Source organism: Polymorphospora rubra, from assembly GCF_018324255.1.
GTDB lineage: Bacteria > Actinomycetota > Actinomycetes > Mycobacteriales > Micromonosporaceae > Polymorphospora > Polymorphospora rubra.
This window is the reverse complement of sequence record NZ_AP023359.1, coordinates 7,506,858-7,526,431: the sequence shown is the minus strand read 5'-3', so window position 1 is coordinate 7,526,431 and position 19,574 is coordinate 7,506,858. Positions and strand designations below refer to the sequence as shown.

Below are 19,574 nucleotides of genomic sequence, written 5' to 3'. Positions count from 1 at the left end.
GGCCGCCCACCACGGAGAACTGATGTCAGCTGTTATCGCCCCCGACAAGGCGCCAAGCCGCGCCAACGTCATGCCCGACACGCCCGGCTGGGCGCGCTGGGCCAACGACCATCGCAAGTGGCTCTTCGCGGCCCCGGCCATGGCCTTCGTCGCCGCGCTGATCATCTTCCCGCTCGGCTGGACGATCTACCTCAGCCTCACCGACTCGTCGGGCTCGGTCCGCGCCGAGTCGGAGTTCATCGGTTTCCGGAACTACATCGACGTCCTCACCGACACCGACCGGTTCTGGCCCGCCGTCGGGCGGACCGCGGCATTCACCGGCGTCGCACTGCTCTTCGAGGTCGTCCTCGGCATGGCCATCGCCCTGCTGCTCTGGCGGCCGTTCAAGGGCGAGAAGTGGGTCCGGGTCGCCATCCTCCTGCCGCTGGTCGCCACCCCGGTCGCCGTCGGCATGATGTGGCGGCTCATCTTCGACCCCAACATCGGACTGGCCAACCAGGCGCTCGGCTGGATCGGCATCGGCCCGCAGCCGTGGCTGGCCGGGCAGCACACCGCGCTGCCCACCACGATCTTCATCGACATCTGGCAGTGGACGCCGATGGTCGTACTGATCCTGCTCGCCGGGCTGACCTCGCTGTCGGAAGAGCCGCAGGAAGCGGCCATGATCGACGGCGCCAGCCCCTGGCAGCGCTTCCGGCACGTCACCCTGCCGCTGCTGATGCCCACCGTGATCGTCGCGGTCCTGCTGCGCGGCATCGACGCGCTGAAGACCTTCGACATCCTCTACGCCACCAAGGGCCGCGGCGGCGGTTCGTTCAACGAGGTGGAGACCCTCAACGTGTACGCCTACGGGCTGAGCTTCGACTACAACGAGTACGGCCTCTCCTCGACCGTGCTGATCCTGTTCTTCCTGATCATCATCGGCTCGATGTGGGCGCTCACCTCCCGCCGGAAGAAGGAGGCCCGCCGATGAAGTCACGTACCGGGTTCAAGGCCTTCCGCGCGGTGGCGCTGGTCCTCGTGGTGCTCTCGCTGGTGGCACCGCTGCTGTGGATGGTCGCCGCGTCGTTCAAGACCAACGTCGACATCTACGACTCCAGCAAGGCGCTGATCTTCTCGCCGACCCTGGACAACTACGGCACGGTCCTCCAGCAGGCCAACTACGTCCAGTTCATCTTCAACAGCCTCTGGGTCGCCTTCGCGGCGACCGCGCTGTCGCTGCTGCTCGGCGTGCCGGCCGCGTACGCGATGAGCCGGTTCAACATGAAGAAGTCGGCGCTCGTGGTGCTCATGGCCCGGGTCATCCCCGGCGTGTCGCTGCTGGTGCCCTGGTACTACGTCTTCTCCAACATGCGCCTGGTCGGCGGCTTCAGCGTGCTGATCCTGAGCCACATGTTCGTGTCGCTGCCGTTGATCGTCTACATCATGATGGGCTTCTTCGACGGCCTGCCCGACGAACTGGAAGAGGCGGCCCAGGTCGACGGCCTGACCCCGATCGGCGCGTTCCGCCGGATCACCCTGCCGCTGTCCGTCCCGGGCATTGCCACCGCCGGCATCCTGTCCTTCATCTTCTCCTGGAACAACTTCATGTTCGCCCTGGTGCTCTCCGGCGCGGACACCAAGACCCTGCCCGTGGCGATCTTCGACTTCGTCGGGTACGCCAGCATCGACTGGGGCGGCCTGATGGCGGCGACCACCGTGGTCACTCTGCCGATCATGGTCATCGCCCTGTTCGTGCAGAAATACATCGTCTCCGGCCTCACCGCCGGCGCGACGAAGGGCTGACCGACATGACGACCATCGCCCGCGTCGAGACCTTCCTCGTCGCACCCCGCTGGCTGTTCGTCCGGGTGGAAACCACCGACGGACTCGTCGGCTGGGGCGAAGCGACCTGCGAGGGCCGCTCCGAGACCGTACGCACCGCCGTCGAACAGCTCAGCGAGGTGCTCATCGGCCAGGACGCGCTGCGGATCGAGGACCACTGGCAGGTGATGACCAAGGGCTCCTTCTACCGGGGCGGTCCGATCCTGGCCAGCGCGGTCGCCGGGCTGGACCAGGCGCTGTGGGACATCGCCGGCAAGCGGTACGGCGCACCGGTGCACCAGCTTCTCGGCGGACCCGTCCGGGACCGGATCCGGGTCTACGGCTGGGTCGGCGGTGACGAACCCAGCGAGGTCCGCGACCACATCGCCGCCCGGGTGGAGGCGGGGCTGACCGCCGTGAAGATGAACGCCTCCGGGCGGATGAGCCCGATCGCCTCCGTCGCCGAACTCGACGAGGTGGTGGCCCGGGTCGCCGCCGCCCGCGAGGTCCTCGGCGACGAACGTGACGTCGCCGTCGACTTCCACGGCCGGTTCACCCTCGCCAACGCCCGCCGGGTCGCGCCGCTGCTGGAGCCGTACCGGCCGCTGTTCCTCGAGGAGCCGGTGGTGCCGGAGAACTCGCACCTGATCGGCGAGTTCGTCCGCTCCACCACCACCCCGGTGTCGACCGGGGAGCGGCTCTACAACCGCCAGGAGTTCCTGCCCGTGCTCCAGGCCGGCATCGCCGTGGCGCAGCCGGACCTCTCGCACGCCGGCGGAATCACCGAGGTACGCAAGATCGCCGCACTGGCGGAGGTCTACGACGTACAACTCGCCCCGCACTGCCCGCTCGGCCCGATCGCCCTGGCCGCCTGCCTCCAGGTCGGCTTCGCCACGCCGAACTACCTGATCCAGGAGCAGAGCATCGGCATCCATTACAACCTCGGCGCCGAGGTGCTCGACTACTGCGTCGACCAGGAGCCGCTGACCTTCGTCGACGGGTACGTCCAGCGGCTCACCGCACCCGGACTCGGCATCGAGATCGACGAGCAGGCGGTACGGGCGGCGGACAAGCGCGGGCACGCCTGGCGCAGCCCCACGTTCCGGCACCCCGACGGCTCCTACGCGGAATGGTGACCATGACTGTCGACCTCACCGCCGAACTCGCCGCGACCCGCCTGCTGGCGATCATCCGTGGCACCGACACCGCCGCCGCGATCGCGGCCGGCACCGCACTGCTGGCCGAGGGCGTCTCGATCGTCGAGGTGGCGCTGACCACCCCCGGCGCCTGCGACGCCATCGCCGCCATCCGGCAGGCCGCCCCGCAGGGCAGCCTGGTCGGCGCCGGCACGGTGCTGACCGTCGCCGACGTCGCCGACGTGGCCGCCGCCGGCGCCCAGTTCGTGGTCACCCCGGCCGTGGTCGAGTCGATCGGCGAGGCGGCCCGCCGTGGCCTGCCGGTCGCCGCCGGCGCGCTCACCCCGACCGAGGCGTACGCGGCGGTGCGGCAGGGCGCCGGCGTGGTCAAGCTCTTCCCGGCGTCGGTGGGCGGGCCGGCGTACCTCAAGGCGGTGCGTGACCCGTTCCCGGACATCCCGTTCGTCGCGGTCGGCGGGGTCGGCCTGGCCGAGCTGCCCGCCTACCTGGCGGTCGGGGCGATCGCGGTCGGGGTCGGCGGCCCGCTGGTGGGTGACGCCGCCTCCGGCGGTGACCTCGACGCGCTGCGCGAGCGGGCCCGGGCCTACGTCGCGGCGACCGGGGGCATCCCGCGTCCATGAGTCGGAGATCCACCGGATTCAGTACGATGGTGCCGCCCGCCGGCACGCAACATTGTGGAGGGTCGGCATGAGCGGCGTGGATTTGTTGACCTTCGGCGAGGTGCTGGTGTCGCTGCGGTCGACCGGCCCGCTGCACCTCGGCGGGCCGTTGACCATGCACATGGTCGGGGCGGAGTCGAACGTCGCGGTCGGGCTGTCCCGGCTCGGGCACCGGGCCGCCCTGGCCGGCCGGGTCAGCGACGACGAACTGGGCGAGTTCGTGCTGCGCGAGCTGCGGGCCGAAGGGGTCGACACCGACGGCGTCCGCCGTGACCCGGACCGGCCGGCCGGCCTGATGTTCCTGGAGCGGCGCACCGCCGACCTGACCCGGGTGGTCTACCGGCGGGCGGGTTCGGCCGGATCGGCGCTGGACGTCGACGACCTGCGCGGGCCGCTCGCGGCCGGGCCCCGTCTGGTGCATCTGACCGGGATCACCCCGGCGCTGTCCGACAGCGCCCGGGCGGCGGTGACGTGGGCGGCGCGGGAGGCGGCGTCCGCCGGCACCACCGTGTCCCTCGACGTCAACTACCGGACCCGGCTCTGGTCGCGGGAGGCCGCCCGCGCGGCCCTGACCCCGCTGGCCGGGTACGCGTCGGTCGTCGTCGCCTCCGCCGACGAACTGGACCTGGTCGCCGAACCCGGTGCCGACGAGGACACCGCGGTCGCCGGCCTGCTCCGCCGGGGCGTGCACACGGTGCTGGTGAAGCTCGGCGCCGACGGCGCCCGCGCCCACACCCGGGACGGTGTCGTCCACGCCGCGGCGGTGCCCGTCACCGCCGTGGACACCGTCGGTGCCGGTGACGCGTTCACCGCCGGCTACCTCTCCGGACACCTCGACGGACTCGACCTCGCCGACCGGCTCCAGCGCGCGGTGGCGCTGGGCGCCTTCGCGGTCGCCGCCCACGGCGACTGGGAGGGCCTGCCCCGTCGCGACGAGTTGTCCCTCATCACCGGCAGCGTCGCCGGCACCACCCTTCGCTGAGCACCAACCCGAGAAAGGCACCCTCGTGAAGATCGTCGCCGCCGACGTCATCGTCTCCAGCCCGGACCGTAACTTCGTCACATTGAAGATCACAACCGAGGACGGCATCACCGGGCTGGGCGACGGCACACTCAACGGCCGCGAACTCTCCGTCGCCTCGTACCTGCGGGACCATGTGGTGCCGCTGCTGCTCGGGCGGGACGCGCACAACATCGAGGACGCCTGGCAGTTCCTCTACCGCTCGGCGTACTGGCGGCGCGGCCCGGTCACCATGGCCGCCATCGCGGCGGTCGACGTCGCGTTGTGGGACATCAAGGCCAAGGCCGCCGGCATGCCGCTCTACCAGCTGCTCGGCGGCGCCTCGCGCACCGGCGCCATGGCGTACGGCCACGCCTCCGGCCGCGACCTGCCGGAACTGTTCGACTCGATCCGCGCCCACCTCGACCTCGGCTTCCGGGCGATCCGGGTGCAGACCTCCGTACCCGGCATCAACGCCGTCTACGGCGTCGCCGCCCAGCCGAGCATCGACGGCAAGCGGTACGACTACGAGCCGGCCCAGCGCATCCCGCTGCCGGCGGAGGAAGACTGGGACACCCGCGCCTACCTGCGGCACCTGCCCGGGGTGTTCGAGGCGGTCCGGAACGAGTTCGGCCCGGAACTGCCGCTGCTGCACGACGGCCACCACCGGATGACCCCGATCCAGGCCGCCAAGCTCGGCAAGGCCCTCGAACCGTACGACCTGTTCTGGCTGGAGGACTGCACCCCGGCGGAGAACCAGGAGGCGCTGCGGCTGGTCCGCCAGCACACCACCACGCCGCTGGCCATCGGCGAGGTCTTCAACACCGTCTGGGACTACCAGACCCTCATCCGCGAACAGCTGATCGACTACGTGCGGTCGGCGGTCACCCACACCGGCGGCATCACCGCGATGCGCAAGCTGCTCGACTTCGCCGCCCAGTACCAGATCAAGTCGGGCATCCACGGCCCGACCGACATCTCGCCGGTCGGCATGGCCGCCGCGCTGCACCTGGACCTGGCCATCCACAACTTCGGCATCCAGGAGTACATGCGGCACGGCGAACTCACCAACCAGGTGTTCCGCCAGTCGTTCAGCTTCGTCGACGGCTACCTGCACCCCGGCAACCAGCCCGGCATCGGGGTGGAGTTGGACGAGGAGGCGGCCGCCCGCTTCCCGTACCAGCCGGCGTACCTGCCGTTCAACCGGCTCAAGGACGGCACCGTCCATGACTGGTGACCGGCCGACGCGGCACGTCGTGGTGATGGGCGTGTCCGGCGCGGGCAAGACGACCGTCGCCCAGGGGGTGGCCGCGCTGACCGGGCTGGCCTTCGCCGAGGCCGACGAGTTCCACTCCGAGGCCAACGTGAGCCGGATGCGGGCCGGGGTGCCGCTGGACGACGACGCCCGCTGGCCGTGGCTGCGCGCCCTGGCCGACTGGATGGCGGCCCGCCACCGCGAGGGGGTGTCGACCGTGCTGGCCTGCTCGGCGCTGCGGCGTTCCTACCGCGACGTGCTGCGGCAGGGGCCGCCCCGGGTGGACTTCCTGCACCTGGACGGGCCGACCGAGGTCATCCGGGAGCGGATGTCGGTCCGCGCCGGCCACTACATGCCGGCCAGCCTGCTCGACTCGCAGACCGCGACCCTGGAGGCGCTCTGGCCGGACGAGCAGGGCGTCGTGCTCGATCTGCGGCTCTCCACCGACGAACTGATCGTCGCGGCCGTCGAGCGGCTCGGCCTGCCGGTGCGCGATGTCGCGTCCGCGGCGCCGGCGGAGCCCGGACGGCAGCCGTAGGCTCCGGATGTGGTCGACGGCGGCCCGACCGTGTCGGTCGGGCCGCCGTCGCACCGGGAGGCGTGGTGCCGGCCGGCACCACGTCGATCAGGCCTGCTTCGTCTCCCAGAAGATCTCCGAGATCTCATTGATCTTCGCCAGGAGCCGGCCCGCGACCTCCGGGTCCGCGGAGCCCTTCGCGCCGCCCGCGCCGGCCAGCTTGGTCGCCTCGTTGAAGAGGCCGTGCAGGTGCGGATACTTCTCGAAGTGCGGCGCCTTGAAGTAGTCGGTCCACAGCACCCAGAGGTGGTGCTTGACCAGCTCGGCCCGCTGCTCCTTGATGATCAGTGAACGGGTGCGGAACTCCGGATCCTCGTTCGCCTGGTACTTCTCACAGATGGCCTTGATCGACTCGGCTTCGATCCTGGCCTGGGCCGGGTCGTAGACGCCGCACGGCAGATCGCAGTGGGCACTCACCGTGGTACGCGGCACGAAGAGGCGGAACAGTCGCATCAGAGTTTTCCTTCGCGTGGTAGGGGAAGCGGCGCCGAGGCGATGAACTCCCGGTCGTGGTAGACGAGCCGCCCGGCCGTCGGGCCGAGGAACACCTCGCACACCGTGGCGACGACGACGGTGGCGTCGCCGACCGGAACCAGGTGCAGCGGCGTGCACCGCAACGACGCCACGGCGCCGGGCAGCACCGGCTCGCCGGTCGGCAGCGTGCGCCAGCCCTGTTCGGGCGTGAAGCGCGGCCCGCCGGAGCGGGAGAAGTCCCGCGCCAGGCCGAGGTGACCGGGGCCCAGCAGGTTGACGACAAAGCCGGCTGCCCCGACGATCGCCCGTGCGGATCCCGAACCCGTCACCGAGAAGGACAACGCCGGCGGCGTGACCGACACCGACGCCACACTGGAGGCGGTCAGTCCCACCGGCCCGTCCGGCCCGGCCGCGGAGATGACCGAGACGCCCGCCGGGTACCGGCGGAAGGCGGCCTTGAACCGCCCGCCGATGTCAGTCTCGACACTGCTGGACACGAGCCTCCCTCGCCGATCATCGGTCGACGTCACGAGGGTAAAACCTGAACTCGACTTCAGGTCAACCGTGCGTACGCCGAATCGCGGTGCGGCGGCCGGCGGTCAGTGTCCGCGCAGATGCGCCAGGACCAGGGGATCGATGCGGCCGACGACGATCCGCTCCTCCAGGTTCTCCACCCCGGCCCAGGACGCGAGCGCCGCGTCGAGGTCGGCGCCCGCCGGGCCGGCCGGCGGATGCCCGGCGGCCGCCAGCAGCCGGCCGACCTCGGCCGCCACCTCGCCGCTGAGGTCGATCAGCGTCGCCGGATCGGGCCGCCCGAACAGGAACGTGTGCTGGTCGAGAAGCCGGGCCAACTCGGCCACCGGCGCGACGTGGTCGTCGACCCGCAGATCCACCAGCACGTCGCTGGTGCCGCCGTACCCCTGGCCCCTGGCCACGACCAGCAGGGCGGCGCTCTGCCGGCCACGCCGGTCGCCGCCGGCGTCGTCGCCGGCCGCCAACGCGGCCAGCAGCCGGTACGCCAACCGTGGCTCGTCCATCGTGGACTCCCAGGCGTCGGCCATCGCCGCCACGACGTCCGGCCCGGCGAGCATGTTGCCCTGGACGGCGTAGCCGTCGCCGGCCGTCCCGCCGGCCCATCCGTGGCAGTCGTCGCCGGTGAACGTCGCGCCGTCACCGCTGACCCCGACCACCCCGACCTGGCGCTGCCCGCGCGGCCCCGAATCGGCCGCGATCAGGCCGGCGACGGCGTCGGTCGCGGTGACCCCGCTACGCAGCAGGGCGAGCGCCTGCGCCTTGTAGGCCAGGTTCGCGTACGACTGGGTGGCGACCGCGCCGACGTCCGCCTCGGCGGCCGGCACCGCCGCGCCGGCGGCCAGGAACTTGCTCGCCACGGCGACGCCGAGAGCGTCACCGTCCGCCGACCGCGCCACGATCGAGAACGTCATGGGTGCACCGTACGGGCGACCCGACGCGCGGGCCAGCCGCTTCGTCAGCCGGGCCGGTCGGTGTAGCCCCGTTCCAGGTAGACCACCGACCACACCACGTCGCCGTCGGGAGTGGCGCCCCCGCTGCTGGCCAGCAGTTCCCCGGTGCGGGCGTCGAAGAGCAGGAGCTCACGGCCGTGGTCACCGGGGGAGGGCCGTGGGCCGCGGCCCCGGTCGGCGGAGACCGCGACGCCGGTACGCCCGGTGGGATCGGTCAGCTCGCCACGGCACACCACACCGTCGGTCGTCGCGAGGAACCGCAGCACGGCGACCCGGTGCGCGGCGGGCAGGACCCTCCCGCGGTTCAGGTCCGCGACGCCGACGAGCGCCTGCGACGGGCCGTTCTCCCGGGGCTGGTAGAGCTCCCGGTCCATCGTGGCCGGATCCGGGGCGGGCAACGGCGCGACGGGCAGCCCTCGGCGTCCCAGTTCTCTCGTCTCGGTTCCCGCGGTCGGCAGGTGGTCCGGATGTCGCGCGTAGAAGTTCCGCGATGCCTCGTCCGGATACTCCGGCGCGCCACGGACGATGCGTTGGCGTCCCGACCCGTCTTCCGCGAGCCACCGCGTCCAGTCCTGGCTGTAGACCACGGTCGCCATGCCGGTGCCGTCCGGCATCTGCGTCGACATTCCGCTGTCCTGCGACACCCGCAGGAGTTCGTACCGCCCGCTCTGCCCGTCGTACGACGTGGGCTGCAACCGGCCGGCGATCTGCTCCAGGCAGGCGGCCGCCGTGGCGCCCGGCAGGACGTACGGCACCGGCGGCCCGGTGGAACCGGAGACGGCCTGCACGACGGCGATCGCCGCTCCCGCGACCATGACGACGGCGAAGGTGGCGACCGGAATGAGCAGCGACGTGCGCTGCCGTGCCGGGGCCGGGGCCGGGGCCGGGGGAGCGTACGAGGTGACGTCCCCGCGGGCCCGGTCGAGCAGCGCCTCGACGTCACCGTGACCCACGTGCACCCCGCGCGCCGGGTCGACCGGTTCCAACAGTGTGCGTACCCGCCTGCTCATCGCACCCCTCCCAACTGACCACTGACCGAGGGCGTCTGCTCCGGCCGGTCCCGTAACAGTTCGGCGAGCCGCCGCCGCGCGCGGTGCAGCCGTACCTTGGCGGCCGCCAGCCCGCAGCCGAGCACCAGTGCCGCCTCGCCGAGCGAAAGTTGCTCCCAGCCCACCAGCCGCAGGATCTCCTGGTCGTCGTCGGACAGCCGGGCGAGCGCCGTACGCACGTCGATCAGCCGCACGATGCCGTCCTGCCGGTCCGGCCCGACAGCCTCGGTCAGTTCCACCGCCGGCGACGCCGCCCGCCGGGCCCGCCAGTGGTTCGCCAGCAGCCGCCGGGCGACCGCGTACAGCCACGGCAACGTTCGCGCCGGCACCTCCCAGCGCCGGCGCCACGCCACCAGGAACACCTCCTGGGCGAGTTCCTCGGCCGCGGCCATGCCGTCGAGCCGGCGCAGACCGTAACGGACGACGTCCGGATAGTGCTCCGCGTAGACCCCGCGGAACCAGTCCGGCCCCCGATCCTTGACGTCCCTCATGAACCCACTTGTGTCCGCCGGCCGCCGAAGGTTACAGCTCGGGTCGGGTCGGCCTCGCCTTGCCTGCGGCACCTATGCTGCGCGGTCATGGGATTGGGGATCAGCATCGGCAATCCGTGTCTCGGCCTGGATCCGGAGGGCGAGGAGCACTACCGGGAGCAGTTCGCCCGGTTGCGGCGTGAGCTGGCCGAGCACGGTCACGACTGGTCCGCGCCGGACGGTCCGGCACCGGCCGGCACCGCCCGCCCGTACGTGGGGAGCTTTCCGTACGGCTACCTGCACCGCCTGCGTCGGGTGTACGCCCTGCACCACGAGCGGCAACCGGTGACCCCGGTGACCGGACCGGACGACCTCGAAGACGCTCAGGAGTTCGTCGAGGAGGCCACCCTGATGCTCGGTTCGCACCTGCTGTGCCACTCCGACGCGGCCGGCTTCTACGTTCCGGTGCCGTCGGGCGATCCGCTGTTCCTGTCGGACGCGATTTCCGGGGCGGGAATGGTCGGTTCGAGCCACGGCCTGCTGGGGGAGTTGGCCGTGACCGCACCGCTGGTCGGGATCCGGCTGGAAGCCGACGGCACGCTTTCGGATGCCGAGGCGGCCCGCCTGTTCGACGACCGCGACGACCCGTTCGAGATCGAGCAGATGGTGTGGCTGACCCTGCACGAGGCGTGCCGGGTGAGTGTCGCCTCCGGGCACGCCGTCGTCTTCACATAGGGGCGGAGGTTTCCGGTCGCTCGTCGGCGTCGGCGGTCGCTCCGGCCAGGATCCGTTCGAGTGCCTGGCGGTGGGACACGTAGGCCGCCCGTCCCGGTTTCGTGATCCGGTACGTGGTGACGCTGGCGCGTCCACGGCCGTGCTTGGTCACCGAGACGTAGCCGGCCTCGACGAGGGCGCTCATCTGCTTGGACAGGTCGGAGTCGCTGATCTCCAGGTGCTTGCGCAGGAACGAGAAGTCGGCGTCCTGCGCGTGCGCGAGGATGGCCATCGCCGCCAGCCGTTTGGGTGGGTGGATGACCGGGTCCAGGCCCTGCCTCATGCCAGTCGGTTCCGGACTTGTGCCGCCGCCTCTTCGTACGCCCGGCCGTACCAGAGCATGCTCGCGCTGACGAGCAGGAACGCGGCGGGCAGGGCGAGCCACAACGGGGCGACGGCGGCGAGCAGGAGCAGTACGGCGCAGACGAGTACCGCGCCGACGATGAATGCCCACATCACGCGGCTGACCTCGCGTGGCGCGTCGCCCTGCGGCATCGTGCCCCGCCGCCGGCGCTGCCACCAGTAGTAGGCGATCCCGGATCCGCCGACGCTCAGGTTGAGCAGCACCCCGACCAGGCTCGGCAGGTCGGTCCGCAGTTGGACGTGCGTCCCGAGTACGAAGAGCACGGCGAGCAGGCCGATGGCCGGCACGGACCACCACGGGTCCTTCGGATAGTCGACGTACGGGGCGGCGGCCGCGCGTTCCGCGACTCGCAGGTGGGCGCTGATCTCTTCCTTACTTTCCATGTTGGCAAGATTAGTTCTTGCTTTCCAATCCGGCAAGCTTGCCAGGTTGGAAAGCTTGTCTCGCGGGGCTCATCGCAGGGGCGCCCGGTGTGCCGCTGCCGAACGACGCCGGTGCCCCCGCAGGCGGGCGAACACCATCAGCGACACGGCCGTCAGCGAGAGCAGAACCCCGCCGCCGACGACGACCGGATTCCGGTGGAGCGAAGCCGGGTCCGCCGCGATCGTGCCGGCGATCCAGTCGCCGAGATTGTCGGTGCGGGCGCTGAAGTCGGCGCCGGCGTGGGGGCAGCCCGGCCCGGTGCTCACCACCGCCACCAGGACGGCCGTTCCGTCCGGCCGCTCCCGGAAGTACGGCCCGCCGGAGTCCTGCGGGCACGGGCTGGTGTTCGGTCGCGGGGCGTGGCCGGAGGTCTCCAACAGGGTGTCGCCGACCCGGTCGACAGTGAACTGCCCGGTCTGCAACCACGACGCCGTCTCGGGTCCGCTGTGCGCGGTCCGGCCGTAGCCGGTCAGCCGGACCACCTCGCCCACCCTCGGCGGCTCGGTGCCGATCCGCAGCGGCGCGATGTCGGTGACCGCGGTCCCGAGTTCGGCCAGGGCCACGTCGGTGGTACCCGCCTGGTGTACCGCGACGACCTCGACCTCGTGCCCGTCGTGGCCGGCGAGGTCGGTGCGCCCGACCGTGGCGGTGGTGCGGTGGGCCACGGTACGGCTGACCTGTCGGCCGTCGCGGTCCCGGAAGCAGTGTCCCGCGGTGATCACCCAGCGGGGTGCGATCAGCGCGCCGGAACACGAGCCGTTCCGGCTGCTGCCGCCGTCGGTGTCGGGCAGACCGGTCATGGTGAGCAGGACCGAGAAGCGGTACTGGCCGTCGGTCGCGTCCTCGCCGTACGCGATCGCCGCCGCGGGCCGGGCGCCCAGGCCGACGACAGCCGCGCCCACCAGGAGAGCCATGGCAGAATTCATCAACATTCGGAGCAAAGGGCACCACCGGTACGTAAGGGAAGCAGTGAATGACCATGCTGCTGACCCGGCCGTCAGGCGAGCGTCAGCGGCGCCCTTATGAATCCTTTATCCGTGCTGTGCGAGCCTGGCGGGCGCCCACGGGACGGGACGAACGGAGGGAAGCGGCGTGCGGGTGCTGGTGGCGGAGGACGAGCGGGTACTGGCCGACACGATGGCCGAAGGGCTGCGCCGGCTGTCGATGGCCGTCGATGTGGTGTACGACGGCGACAGCGCCCTGGAACGGCTCGGCGTCAACCGCTACGACGTCGCCGTCCTCGACCGCGACATGCCCGGGCACACCGGCGACGAGGTGTGCCGGTGGATCACCGGCTCCGGCGCCGACACCCGGGTGCTGCTGCTGACCGCCGCGGCCGGGATCCGCGACCGCGTCGAGGGGCTCGGCCTCGGCGCCGACGACTACCTGACCAAGCCGTTCGCGTTCGCCGAACTCGTCGCCCGGTTGCAGGCGCTGTCCCGGCGCTCGGGTCCGGCGCTGCCCCCGGTGCTGGAACAGGACGGGATGGTGCTCGACGTCGCGCGGCACACCGCCACCCGCGACGGACGGGTGCTGTCCCTGTCGCCGAAGGAGTTCGCCGTCCTGCACGTGCTGATGCGCGCCGGCGGCCGGGTCGTCAGCGCCGAGGATCTGCTGGAACAGGCCTGGGACGAGCACGCCGACCCGTTCACCAACACGGTCCGGATGACCGTCATGACACTGCGCCGCAAGCTCGGCGACCCACCGGTGATCCAGACCGTGCCCCGCACCGGGTACCGGCTCGGCCGGTGAGCGCCCGGTCGCCGGCCCGGCGGATGTTCCTGCTCTGCGGCATCCTTCTCGTCGCGGCCCCGTTCGTGCCGCTGGTCGCCGAGCAGTTGCTGGCGCTGTGGTGGGAGTTCGGGCCTTCCTGGTGCGCCGTGCCGCGCCTGCGGGCACCGGAGGCTGACACCCCGTTCGTCTGTGCCCAGCTGTTCCGGCGACCCAGCATCCCGACGGTCATCGCGACGGTGCTGGTGCTTCTGGTGCTGCTGGCCGCCTGCTATCCGGCGGTCCGGTGGTGCCTGCGTCCGGTCCGGGACCTGGTGCCCGTGATCGCCAACGTCGGACCGCAGAATCTGGGCCACCGTCTGCGGCCCGGCCGCGGCCGCGACGAGCTGGCCGTACTCGGCCGTGCCATCGACGAGATGATGGACCGCATCGCCGTCGGATACGAGGCGCAGCGCCGGTTCGCCGCGGACGCGTCGCACGAACTGCGTACCCCGCTCGCGGTCCAGCGGACGCTGATCGAGGTCGGCCTGGCCCGCCCCCTGACCGCGGACCAGGTCGCCCTGCTCACCGCGCAGTTGCTGGCGACCAACGAACGCAACGAGCGCCTGATCGAGGGCCTGCTGGTGCTCAGCGAGAGCGACCGCGGGCTGCTGTCGCGGACCCCGCTGCGGCTCGACCACATCACCGCGACGGTGCTCGACGCCTACCGGGCACGGGCCGCCGAGGCCGGGATCACGATCACCAGCCAGCTGCGTCCGCGGGTGGTGATCGGCGAGCAGGTCCTGCTGGAGCGTCTGGTCACCAACCTCGTGCAGAACGCGCTGAAGTACAACCGGCCGGACGGCACCATCGACGTACGGGTCGGCGAGGATCCCGCCCTGGTCGTCGTGAACACCGGCGACGACGTACCGCCCGACGAGGTCCCCGCCCTGTTCGAACCGTTCCGGCGCCGGTCCGGCGCCCGGGTCGACCACAGCGGCGGCGCCGGCCTCGGGCTGGCGATCGCCCGCTCGATCACCCGGGCCCACGAGGGCATCATCGCGGCGTCGTCCACCGGCCACGACGGCCTGCGGGTCCAGGTCTCGTTTCCCGCGGCGGACCGGAACGCCGCCGGCTGACCGATTGGCGGGGGATACCGGTATTCCGGACACCACGATAAAGTCAGGTGTCAATCAGCGATGAAATAGGCGCAATCGTGCGCGTGATCTGCGAGCTGGTTCACCCGCCCGTTTGTGAGACTCACTCGTCAGCCCGCTAGCATGTGGGCCGTGTCCAGGACGGTGAAGCGGGCGTTCAAGTACCGCTTCTACCCCACCCTCGAGCAGGCTGCTGAGCTTGCCCGCACGTTCGGGTGCGTCCGACTGGTCTACAACATGGCGCTGCACGCCAGGACCGAGGCGTGGACGCTGCGTCGGGAAGGGGTCGGCTACAACGCCACCTCGGCCCTGCTAACCGGGTGGAAGAAAACCGAGGAGCTGGCGTTCCTCAACGAGGTCTCCTGCGTGCCGTTGCAGCAGGCCCTGCGACATCTGCAAGTCGCGTTCACGAACTTCTGGGCCAAACGCGCCGGGTATCCGTCGTTCAAGTCGAAGAAGAGGTCCCGCCGGTCGGCGGAGTACACCACCAGCGCGTTCCGGTTCCGCGACGGCGAGCTGACCCTGGCGAAGATGTCGCAGCCGTTGAACATCGTATGGTCCAGGCCGCTGCCGGCGGGCGCGTCGCCGTCCACGGTGACCGTGTCCCAGGACGCCGCCGGACGCTGGTTCGTGTCCCTCCTCTGCAATGACACGATCACACCGGTCCCCGCCCCGGGCACGGTCGGGATCGATGCCGGCCTGACCCACCTGCTGACCCTGTCGACCGGGGAAAAGGTCACCAACCCCCGCCACGAGCGGGCCGACCGCCAGCGGCTGGCCCGTGCCCAGCGGGACCTGGCTCGTAAGGAGAAGGGCTCGGCGAACCGAGCCAAGGCCCGGCTGAAGGCTGCCCGCGTCCATGCCCGGATCGCCGACCGGCGCCGTGACCATCTGCACAAGCTGACCACCCGACTCGTGCGTGAGAACCAAACGCTCGTGATCGAGGACCTGACCGTAAGCAACATGGTCAAGAACCGGAGCCTGGCCCGCGCGATCAGTGATGCGGGCTGGCGGCAGTTCCGCACCATGCTGGAGTACAAGGCCGACTGGCACGGCCGGAACCTGATCACCGTTGATCGCTGGTTCCCGTCGTCGAAACTGTGCTCCACCTGTGGTGCGCTCGCTGACCGGATGCCGCTTAACGTGCGGTCGTGGACCTGCCGTTGCGGCAGCGTCCATGACCGGGACGTGAACGCGGCCCGTAACATCCTGGCCGCCGGACTGGCGGTGACAGCCTGCGGAGACGGTGTAAGACCTCAACGGGAATCCTCCCGGACGGGGCGGTCGTCGGCGAAACAGGAAACCCGAGGGTGACCAAGGGAACTCCCGTCCTTCACTTCAGGGCGGCGGAGGCTGTCAACTACATGGAGAACTCCATGACCGGCGGTTACTGGCTCACCAATTTCGACGGCGAGCACGGTGTGGTCAACGGGCACAACAGCTTCGGCTACGACCATCTGCCCCAGTACACGTACTCGCCGTACTACGGACTGGCCACGTCGAACTTCTACAACCTCGCTCAAAACGCCAATCCCATAGCCTAGCGGCCGACGTGCTCAACCAGCGGTTCCGGGCAGTTCGTGGGTACCGAACCGACGGCGGTAGGTGGCCGGGGTGACACCGGCGACTCTCAGGAAGGCGCGGCGCATGGTCTCGGCCGAGCCGAACCCGCAGGTGCGAGCGATGGACGTGAGGCCGCCGCTGCCGGCGTCGAGCAGAGTCTGGGCCGTGTGTACCCGGACCTGCTCGACGTACCGGGCTGGGGTGGTGCCGGTCTCACGGCGGAACAGGCGGGTCAGGTGACGCTCGCTGACCGCGGCGCGGGCCGCCATGGTGGCGAGGCTGTGTTCGTCCGACGGCCGTGCCGCGACCGCGTCGAGTACCCGGCGCAGGACCGGGTCACGTGTCGCCGGTCGGACACCGGCGCTGTCGAACTGCGCCTGACCACCGGGCCGCCGGAGAAAGACGACCAGGTATTTGGCGACCGTCCGCGCCCGGTCGACGCCGAGGTCCTCGGCCACGAGGGCGAGCGCGAGGTCGATGCCCGCCGTCACCCCGGCCGAGGTCAGCACCGGACCGTCCCGGACGCAGATGGCGTCGGGTTGCACCGAAACCCGGGGAAAGCGGGCGGCCAGGTCGTCGCAGGCCGCCCAGTGGGTGGTGGCCCGACGGCCCTCCAGCAGGCCGGCTTCGGCCAGCACCAACGCGCCTGTGCAGACCGACGCCACCCGCCGGGCCCGACCGCCGATGCGCCGTACCTGCTCGGCAAGGCCGGCGGGTGGGCGGCTACCGGCCGCTGTCGGATGGCCGGCGACCAGCAGGGTGTCGACCGGACCATCGACATCCGGCAGTGCCGCGTCGACGTCCATCCGCACTCCGACGTCGGTGTGCACCGACCGGCCGTCGGGTGACGCGAGCCGGGTCCGGTAGCCGTCGGCGCCGTTGAGGACCTGAAGCGGTCCCGCCACATCCAGGAAGACGGTGCCGTCGTACACGACGAGGACGACGTCACGTCGATTGTCTACCGCCATGCCATACAGGTCTGCCGAGGTGGCCGGTCTGGTTCCCACGGCGAGGTCCGGTCGACGTCGCGACGCGGCGGCACACACCCGATGCGGACCGGATTCCCCCGGATCCGGACCGGCCGACCGGTCCGGGGAACCAGAACGGCGGGCCGGGTGACCACCAGGTCATCGGATCCCGAGCAGCAGGAGGTACTCGATGTTCACTGTGGACGTCAACCGGCGGACGGCACTGCGGGCCGCGGCCGCCGCTGGGATCGGTGCGGGGCTGACCGCCACCGGCGTGGCCGCTCCCGCCGCGGCTGATCTGCGCACCGGTACGGACGGGCCGGCCACCGGGCTCCGCATCGCGATTCTGCTCTTCGACGGGGTCACGCCGATCGACGCGATCGGCCCGTACGAGGTGCTGTGCCGGGTGCCGGGCGCTTCGGTGCTCACCGTCGGCAAGCGGACCGGGCCGGTGCGCTCGGACACCGGGGTGCTCGCCCTCGGCGTCGACCACACCCTTCGCGAGGTACGCCGGGCCGACGTGCTGCTGGTGCCGGGCGGAAATGTTCGCGGCGTCCAGGCCGACCCCGCGACGATCCGGTGGATCCAGCAGATCCACAGGGGAACGACGTGGACCGTCTCGGTCTGCACCGGTGCCCTCGTTCTGGGCGCCGCCGGCCTGCTGCGGGGGCTGCCGGCGACCACGTACTGGGGGCTCCATGCCCAACTCGCCCAGTTCGGCGCGGCCTATGTGCCGGACCGCTTCGTCGAGGCCGGCCGGATCATCACTGCCGCCGGCATGTCCGCGGGAATCGACATGGCCCTGCACCTCGCCGCGAAGCTCGCCGACGACCGGATCGCGCAGGCGCTGCAGTTGACCGTGGAGTACGACCCCCGGCCGCCCTTCGACACCGGAAGCCCCGACAAGGCCGGTCCGGAACTCCAGCGCCTGGCGCTGGAACTGCTGAATCCCGGTGGGCGCTGAGTGCGGCCACGACCATGTGGTGGGCCGCCCGACCGGAACGCATCCGGTCGGGCGGCCCCCAGGTCCGCGATCAGCGACCGGCGAGGAACGACTCCACCGCGTCCGCCGCGTACCGCAGCCCGCCGTTCGCGCGTACCTCGGTCCGAACCTCGGTCAGGCGGTGCCGCAGCCGCGGATCGTCGGCGACCGCGTCCACGGCCGCCCGCAGCGTCGCGGCGGTGACCTCCCCGGCGGGCAGCAGCCGGCCGACGCCGGCGTCGACCAACCGGTCGGCGTTGCCGAACTGGTCCACCGCCTGCGGGATGGCGACGGTGGGTACGCCGAACCAGAGCGCTTCGCTGCAACTGCCCATGCCCGCGTGGGTGACGAAGGCCGACGCGTGGGCCAGGACCGCCAACTGCGGCACGCTGCGGTGCACCTCGACGTTGTCCGGCAGCGACCCCAGGTCGGCCGGATCCACCTTGTCGCCGATGGCCAGGACGACGTGCCACGGCGAGTCGGCGAACCCGTCCAGGCAGGCCCGGTAGACCGGCAGCTGGTCGTTGTAGGCCGTGCCGAAGGAGACCAGCAGAACCCGGCGCCCGGTGACGGGCGGTTCCCAACTCGTGTCGGTGAGCCGGGCCGGGTCGAGACACGGGCCGACGAACCGCACCCGCTGATCCGGCACCCGGTCGGCGTTCGGCTGCATCACCCTTGGGATGAGCGACAGCACCTGGTCCGGACGGGCCAGATACCGTCGTGGGTCCCGCCGGATCCCGTTGTCGGCCAGCCAGCTGCCGAGGGTGGCGTAGTAGTCGCGCCCGGACGGCGACTCGTACAGGGCGGTGAGAACCTCCGCCATGTCCTCCTCGTAGCCGTCCCAGGCGACCATGGCCGGCGACAACTGCACCGCCGGCACACCGTACCGGGCGCCCAGCAGCGGGCCGGGCAGCCCACCGATGTCGTAGAGCACCAGGTCCGGACGGTCGGTGTCGTAGCGGGCGGTCAGGCGCGGCAGCACCGCGATGCCCTCGTCGAGGAACACCCGCATCGCCGCACCCGGGTCTTCCGGCCAGGCGGTGTCGCCCTGCGGAAGGATGGACGGGTGGGCGACCGGCTCGGCTCCGGTCGGCGCGATCAGGCCGGTCAGTGGTTCACCGACCGCGTAGGCCACCCGGTGGCCCCGGTCGACCAGTTCCCGGATCAGGCCCAGTGACGGGTAGATGTGGCTCGGGGCGGTGGAGCCGACCATGGCGATATGAGTTGATTCACGCATGCGAAAAGGTCCTGTCGAGTCGGAGGAAAGATGCCATCCGGCGGCGACACGACCCGGGGCCTCGCGCGGTGCGAGGGCTCAGCCGGGTCGACCTGGGGCCGGTCGGTGGACGACCGGCGCGGCGCGCCGCCTCAGGCGGAACGCAGGCGCATGAATGCGATGATCATGCCTGGAATGTTAGCGGTCCCGGACCGGCCGGAGCAAAGGGCCCCGCTAGGCGGCGAAATCGCTGAACGTGGGGTCCAGGATCTCGGCGAGCACGACGCCGTCCGGTGCGACAGCCGTGCAGGTGCCGTGGTCGTTGTCGGCGGTTATCCGGATTCCGCCGCCGTAGGCGCGGGCCAGACCGGTGTCGGGCGCCGGGTGATGGAGCCGGATCTCGTGGAGCCGGCGGGGAACGGCGGCCGCGGAGCGCGCCGTACCGGTGGTGGCGGCTCCACGACGGGTACGGCGCCCGAGCCCATGCAC

The 19,574-nt window shown here is 71.3% G+C and carries 24 protein-coding genes; 13 read left to right on the top strand and 11 right to left on the bottom strand.

Annotated features, from left to right (window positions below; all coding sequences use genetic code 11):
- The first annotated feature begins 22 nt into the window (after window positions 1–22).
- The 7 genes from Prubr_RS32910 to Prubr_RS32880 all read left to right on the top strand — a co-directional run bounded on the left by Prubr_RS32910 (window position 23) and on the right by Prubr_RS32880 (window position 6,412).
- Window positions 23–973: a carbohydrate ABC transporter permease gene (locus tag Prubr_RS32910; protein WP_246567975.1), complete on the top strand. Its 951-nt coding sequence runs from the start codon at window positions 23–25 to the stop codon at window positions 971–973.
- Window positions 970–1,785, top strand: a complete 816-nt coding sequence (locus Prubr_RS32905) for a carbohydrate ABC transporter permease (protein WP_212819152.1) — start codon at window positions 970–972, stop codon at window positions 1,783–1,785. Before Prubr_RS32910 ends, Prubr_RS32905 begins: the two co-directional genes overlap by 4 nt.
- A gap of 5 nt (window positions 1,786–1,790) precedes the next feature.
- Window positions 1,791–2,939: a galactonate dehydratase gene (gene dgoD, locus Prubr_RS32900; protein ID WP_212819151.1), complete on the top strand. Its 1,149-nt coding sequence runs from the start codon at window positions 1,791–1,793 to the stop codon at window positions 2,937–2,939.
- Window positions 2,940–2,941: 2 nt separating this feature from the next.
- The gene (locus tag Prubr_RS32895; RefSeq protein WP_246567974.1) at window positions 2,942–3,580 is read left to right on the top strand and encodes a bifunctional 4-hydroxy-2-oxoglutarate aldolase/2-dehydro-3-deoxy-phosphogluconate aldolase; all 639 of its coding nucleotides are present in this window, start codon (window positions 2,942–2,944) and stop codon (window positions 3,578–3,580) included.
- Window positions 3,581–3,647: 67 nt separating this feature from the next.
- Entirely contained in the window at window positions 3,648–4,601 is a 954-nt protein-coding gene (locus Prubr_RS32890; protein ID WP_212819149.1) for a sugar kinase, read from the top strand.
- A gap of 25 nt (window positions 4,602–4,626) precedes the next feature.
- Window positions 4,627–5,856, top strand: coding sequence for a D-mannonate dehydratase ManD (gene manD, locus Prubr_RS32885; protein WP_212819148.1), 1,230 nt, complete (start codon window positions 4,627–4,629; stop codon window positions 5,854–5,856).
- Complete coding sequence (locus Prubr_RS32880; protein WP_212819146.1) at window positions 5,846–6,412, top strand: gluconokinase; 567 nt, start codon at window positions 5,846–5,848, stop codon at window positions 6,410–6,412. The genes manD and Prubr_RS32880 overlap by 11 nt, the downstream gene beginning before the upstream one ends.
- An 87-nt stretch (window positions 6,413–6,499) precedes the next feature.
- Here Prubr_RS32880 and sodN read toward each other — a convergent pair whose 3' ends face one another.
- From sodN to Prubr_RS32855, 5 genes are all read right to left on the bottom strand, one after another.
- Complete coding sequence (sodN, locus tag Prubr_RS32875) at window positions 6,500–6,904, bottom strand: superoxide dismutase, Ni (RefSeq protein ID WP_212819144.1); 405 nt, start codon at window positions 6,902–6,904, stop codon at window positions 6,500–6,502.
- Window positions 6,904–7,422: a flavin reductase family protein gene (locus Prubr_RS32870; RefSeq protein ID WP_212819142.1), complete on the bottom strand. Its 519-nt coding sequence runs from the start codon at window positions 7,420–7,422 to the stop codon at window positions 6,904–6,906. Before Prubr_RS32870 ends, sodN begins: the two co-directional genes overlap by 1 nt.
- Before the next feature lie 102 nt (window positions 7,423–7,524).
- Window positions 7,525–8,370, bottom strand: a complete 846-nt coding sequence (locus Prubr_RS32865; RefSeq protein ID WP_212819140.1) for a DUF1028 domain-containing protein — start codon at window positions 8,368–8,370, stop codon at window positions 7,525–7,527.
- Between the two features lie 44 nt (window positions 8,371–8,414).
- On the bottom strand, window positions 8,415–9,419 hold the full coding sequence (locus Prubr_RS32860) for a hypothetical protein (RefSeq protein ID WP_212819138.1): 1,005 nt from the start codon (window positions 9,417–9,419) through the stop codon (window positions 8,415–8,417).
- Window positions 9,416–9,949 (bottom strand): RNA polymerase sigma factor, encoded by a 534-nt coding sequence (locus tag Prubr_RS32855; protein WP_212819136.1) that lies wholly within the window; start codon window positions 9,947–9,949, stop codon window positions 9,416–9,418. Before Prubr_RS32855 ends, Prubr_RS32860 begins: the two co-directional genes overlap by 4 nt.
- 87 nt (window positions 9,950–10,036) lie before the next feature.
- Between Prubr_RS32855 and Prubr_RS32850 the strand changes: the two genes are divergently transcribed.
- Complete coding sequence (locus Prubr_RS32850) at window positions 10,037–10,663, top strand: hypothetical protein (RefSeq protein ID WP_212819134.1); 627 nt, start codon at window positions 10,037–10,039, stop codon at window positions 10,661–10,663.
- Here the strand turns inward: Prubr_RS32850 and Prubr_RS32845 are convergent.
- The 3 genes from Prubr_RS32845 to Prubr_RS32835 form a co-directional block, all read right to left on the bottom strand.
- Window positions 10,656–10,985 carry a winged helix-turn-helix domain-containing protein gene (locus tag Prubr_RS32845; protein ID WP_212819132.1) on the bottom strand — a complete coding sequence of 110 codons (330 nt, stop codon included), beginning with the start codon at window positions 10,983–10,985 and terminating at the stop codon, window positions 10,656–10,658. The two genes, Prubr_RS32850 and Prubr_RS32845, sit on opposite strands and share 8 nt — an antisense overlap.
- Complete coding sequence (locus Prubr_RS32840) at window positions 10,982–11,449, bottom strand: hypothetical protein (protein WP_212819130.1); 468 nt, start codon at window positions 11,447–11,449, stop codon at window positions 10,982–10,984. Before Prubr_RS32840 ends, Prubr_RS32845 begins: the two co-directional genes overlap by 4 nt.
- A 69-nt stretch (window positions 11,450–11,518) precedes the next feature.
- On the bottom strand, window positions 11,519–12,403 hold the full coding sequence (locus tag Prubr_RS32835) for a S1 family peptidase (protein WP_246567972.1): 885 nt from the start codon (window positions 12,401–12,403) through the stop codon (window positions 11,519–11,521).
- A gap of 178 nt (window positions 12,404–12,581) precedes the next feature.
- Between Prubr_RS32835 and Prubr_RS32830 the strand changes: the two genes are divergently transcribed.
- From Prubr_RS32830 to Prubr_RS32815, 4 genes are all read left to right on the top strand, one after another.
- Window positions 12,582–13,241: a response regulator transcription factor gene (locus Prubr_RS32830; RefSeq protein WP_212819126.1), complete on the top strand. Its 660-nt coding sequence runs from the start codon at window positions 12,582–12,584 to the stop codon at window positions 13,239–13,241.
- Window positions 13,238–14,338 (top strand): HAMP domain-containing sensor histidine kinase, encoded by a 1,101-nt coding sequence (locus Prubr_RS32825; RefSeq protein WP_212819124.1) that lies wholly within the window; start codon window positions 13,238–13,240, stop codon window positions 14,336–14,338. Before Prubr_RS32830 ends, Prubr_RS32825 begins: the two co-directional genes overlap by 4 nt.
- Window positions 14,339–14,500: 162 nt before the next feature.
- Entirely contained in the window at window positions 14,501–15,670 is a 1,170-nt protein-coding gene (locus Prubr_RS32820; protein ID WP_212819122.1) for an RNA-guided endonuclease InsQ/TnpB family protein, read from the top strand.
- Between the two features lie 50 nt (window positions 15,671–15,720).
- A complete protein-coding gene (locus tag Prubr_RS32815; protein ID WP_212819120.1) occupies window positions 15,721–15,900 on the top strand; it encodes a hypothetical protein in 180 nt (59 codons plus the stop codon).
- Between the two features lie 12 nt (window positions 15,901–15,912).
- On the opposite strand, the gene Prubr_RS32810 is transcribed toward Prubr_RS32815, so the two are convergent.
- Window positions 15,913–16,887 carry a GlxA family transcriptional regulator gene (locus tag Prubr_RS32810; protein ID WP_212819118.1) on the bottom strand — a complete coding sequence of 325 codons (975 nt, stop codon included), beginning with the start codon at window positions 16,885–16,887 and terminating at the stop codon, window positions 15,913–15,915.
- Between the two features lie 190 nt (window positions 16,888–17,077).
- On the opposite strand from Prubr_RS32810, the gene Prubr_RS32805 reads away from it, so the two are divergent.
- Complete coding sequence (locus Prubr_RS32805; RefSeq protein ID WP_212819116.1) at window positions 17,078–17,851, top strand: DJ-1/PfpI family protein; 774 nt, start codon at window positions 17,078–17,080, stop codon at window positions 17,849–17,851.
- Window positions 17,852–17,921: 70 nt separating this feature from the next.
- Here Prubr_RS32805 and Prubr_RS32800 read toward each other — a convergent pair whose 3' ends face one another.
- Complete coding sequence (locus tag Prubr_RS32800; protein WP_246567970.1) at window positions 17,922–19,106, bottom strand: macrolide family glycosyltransferase; 1,185 nt, start codon at window positions 19,104–19,106, stop codon at window positions 17,922–17,924.
- 213 nt (window positions 19,107–19,319) lie between these two features.
- A complete protein-coding gene (locus tag Prubr_RS32795) occupies window positions 19,320–19,574 on the bottom strand; it encodes a hypothetical protein (protein WP_212819115.1) in 255 nt (84 codons plus the stop codon).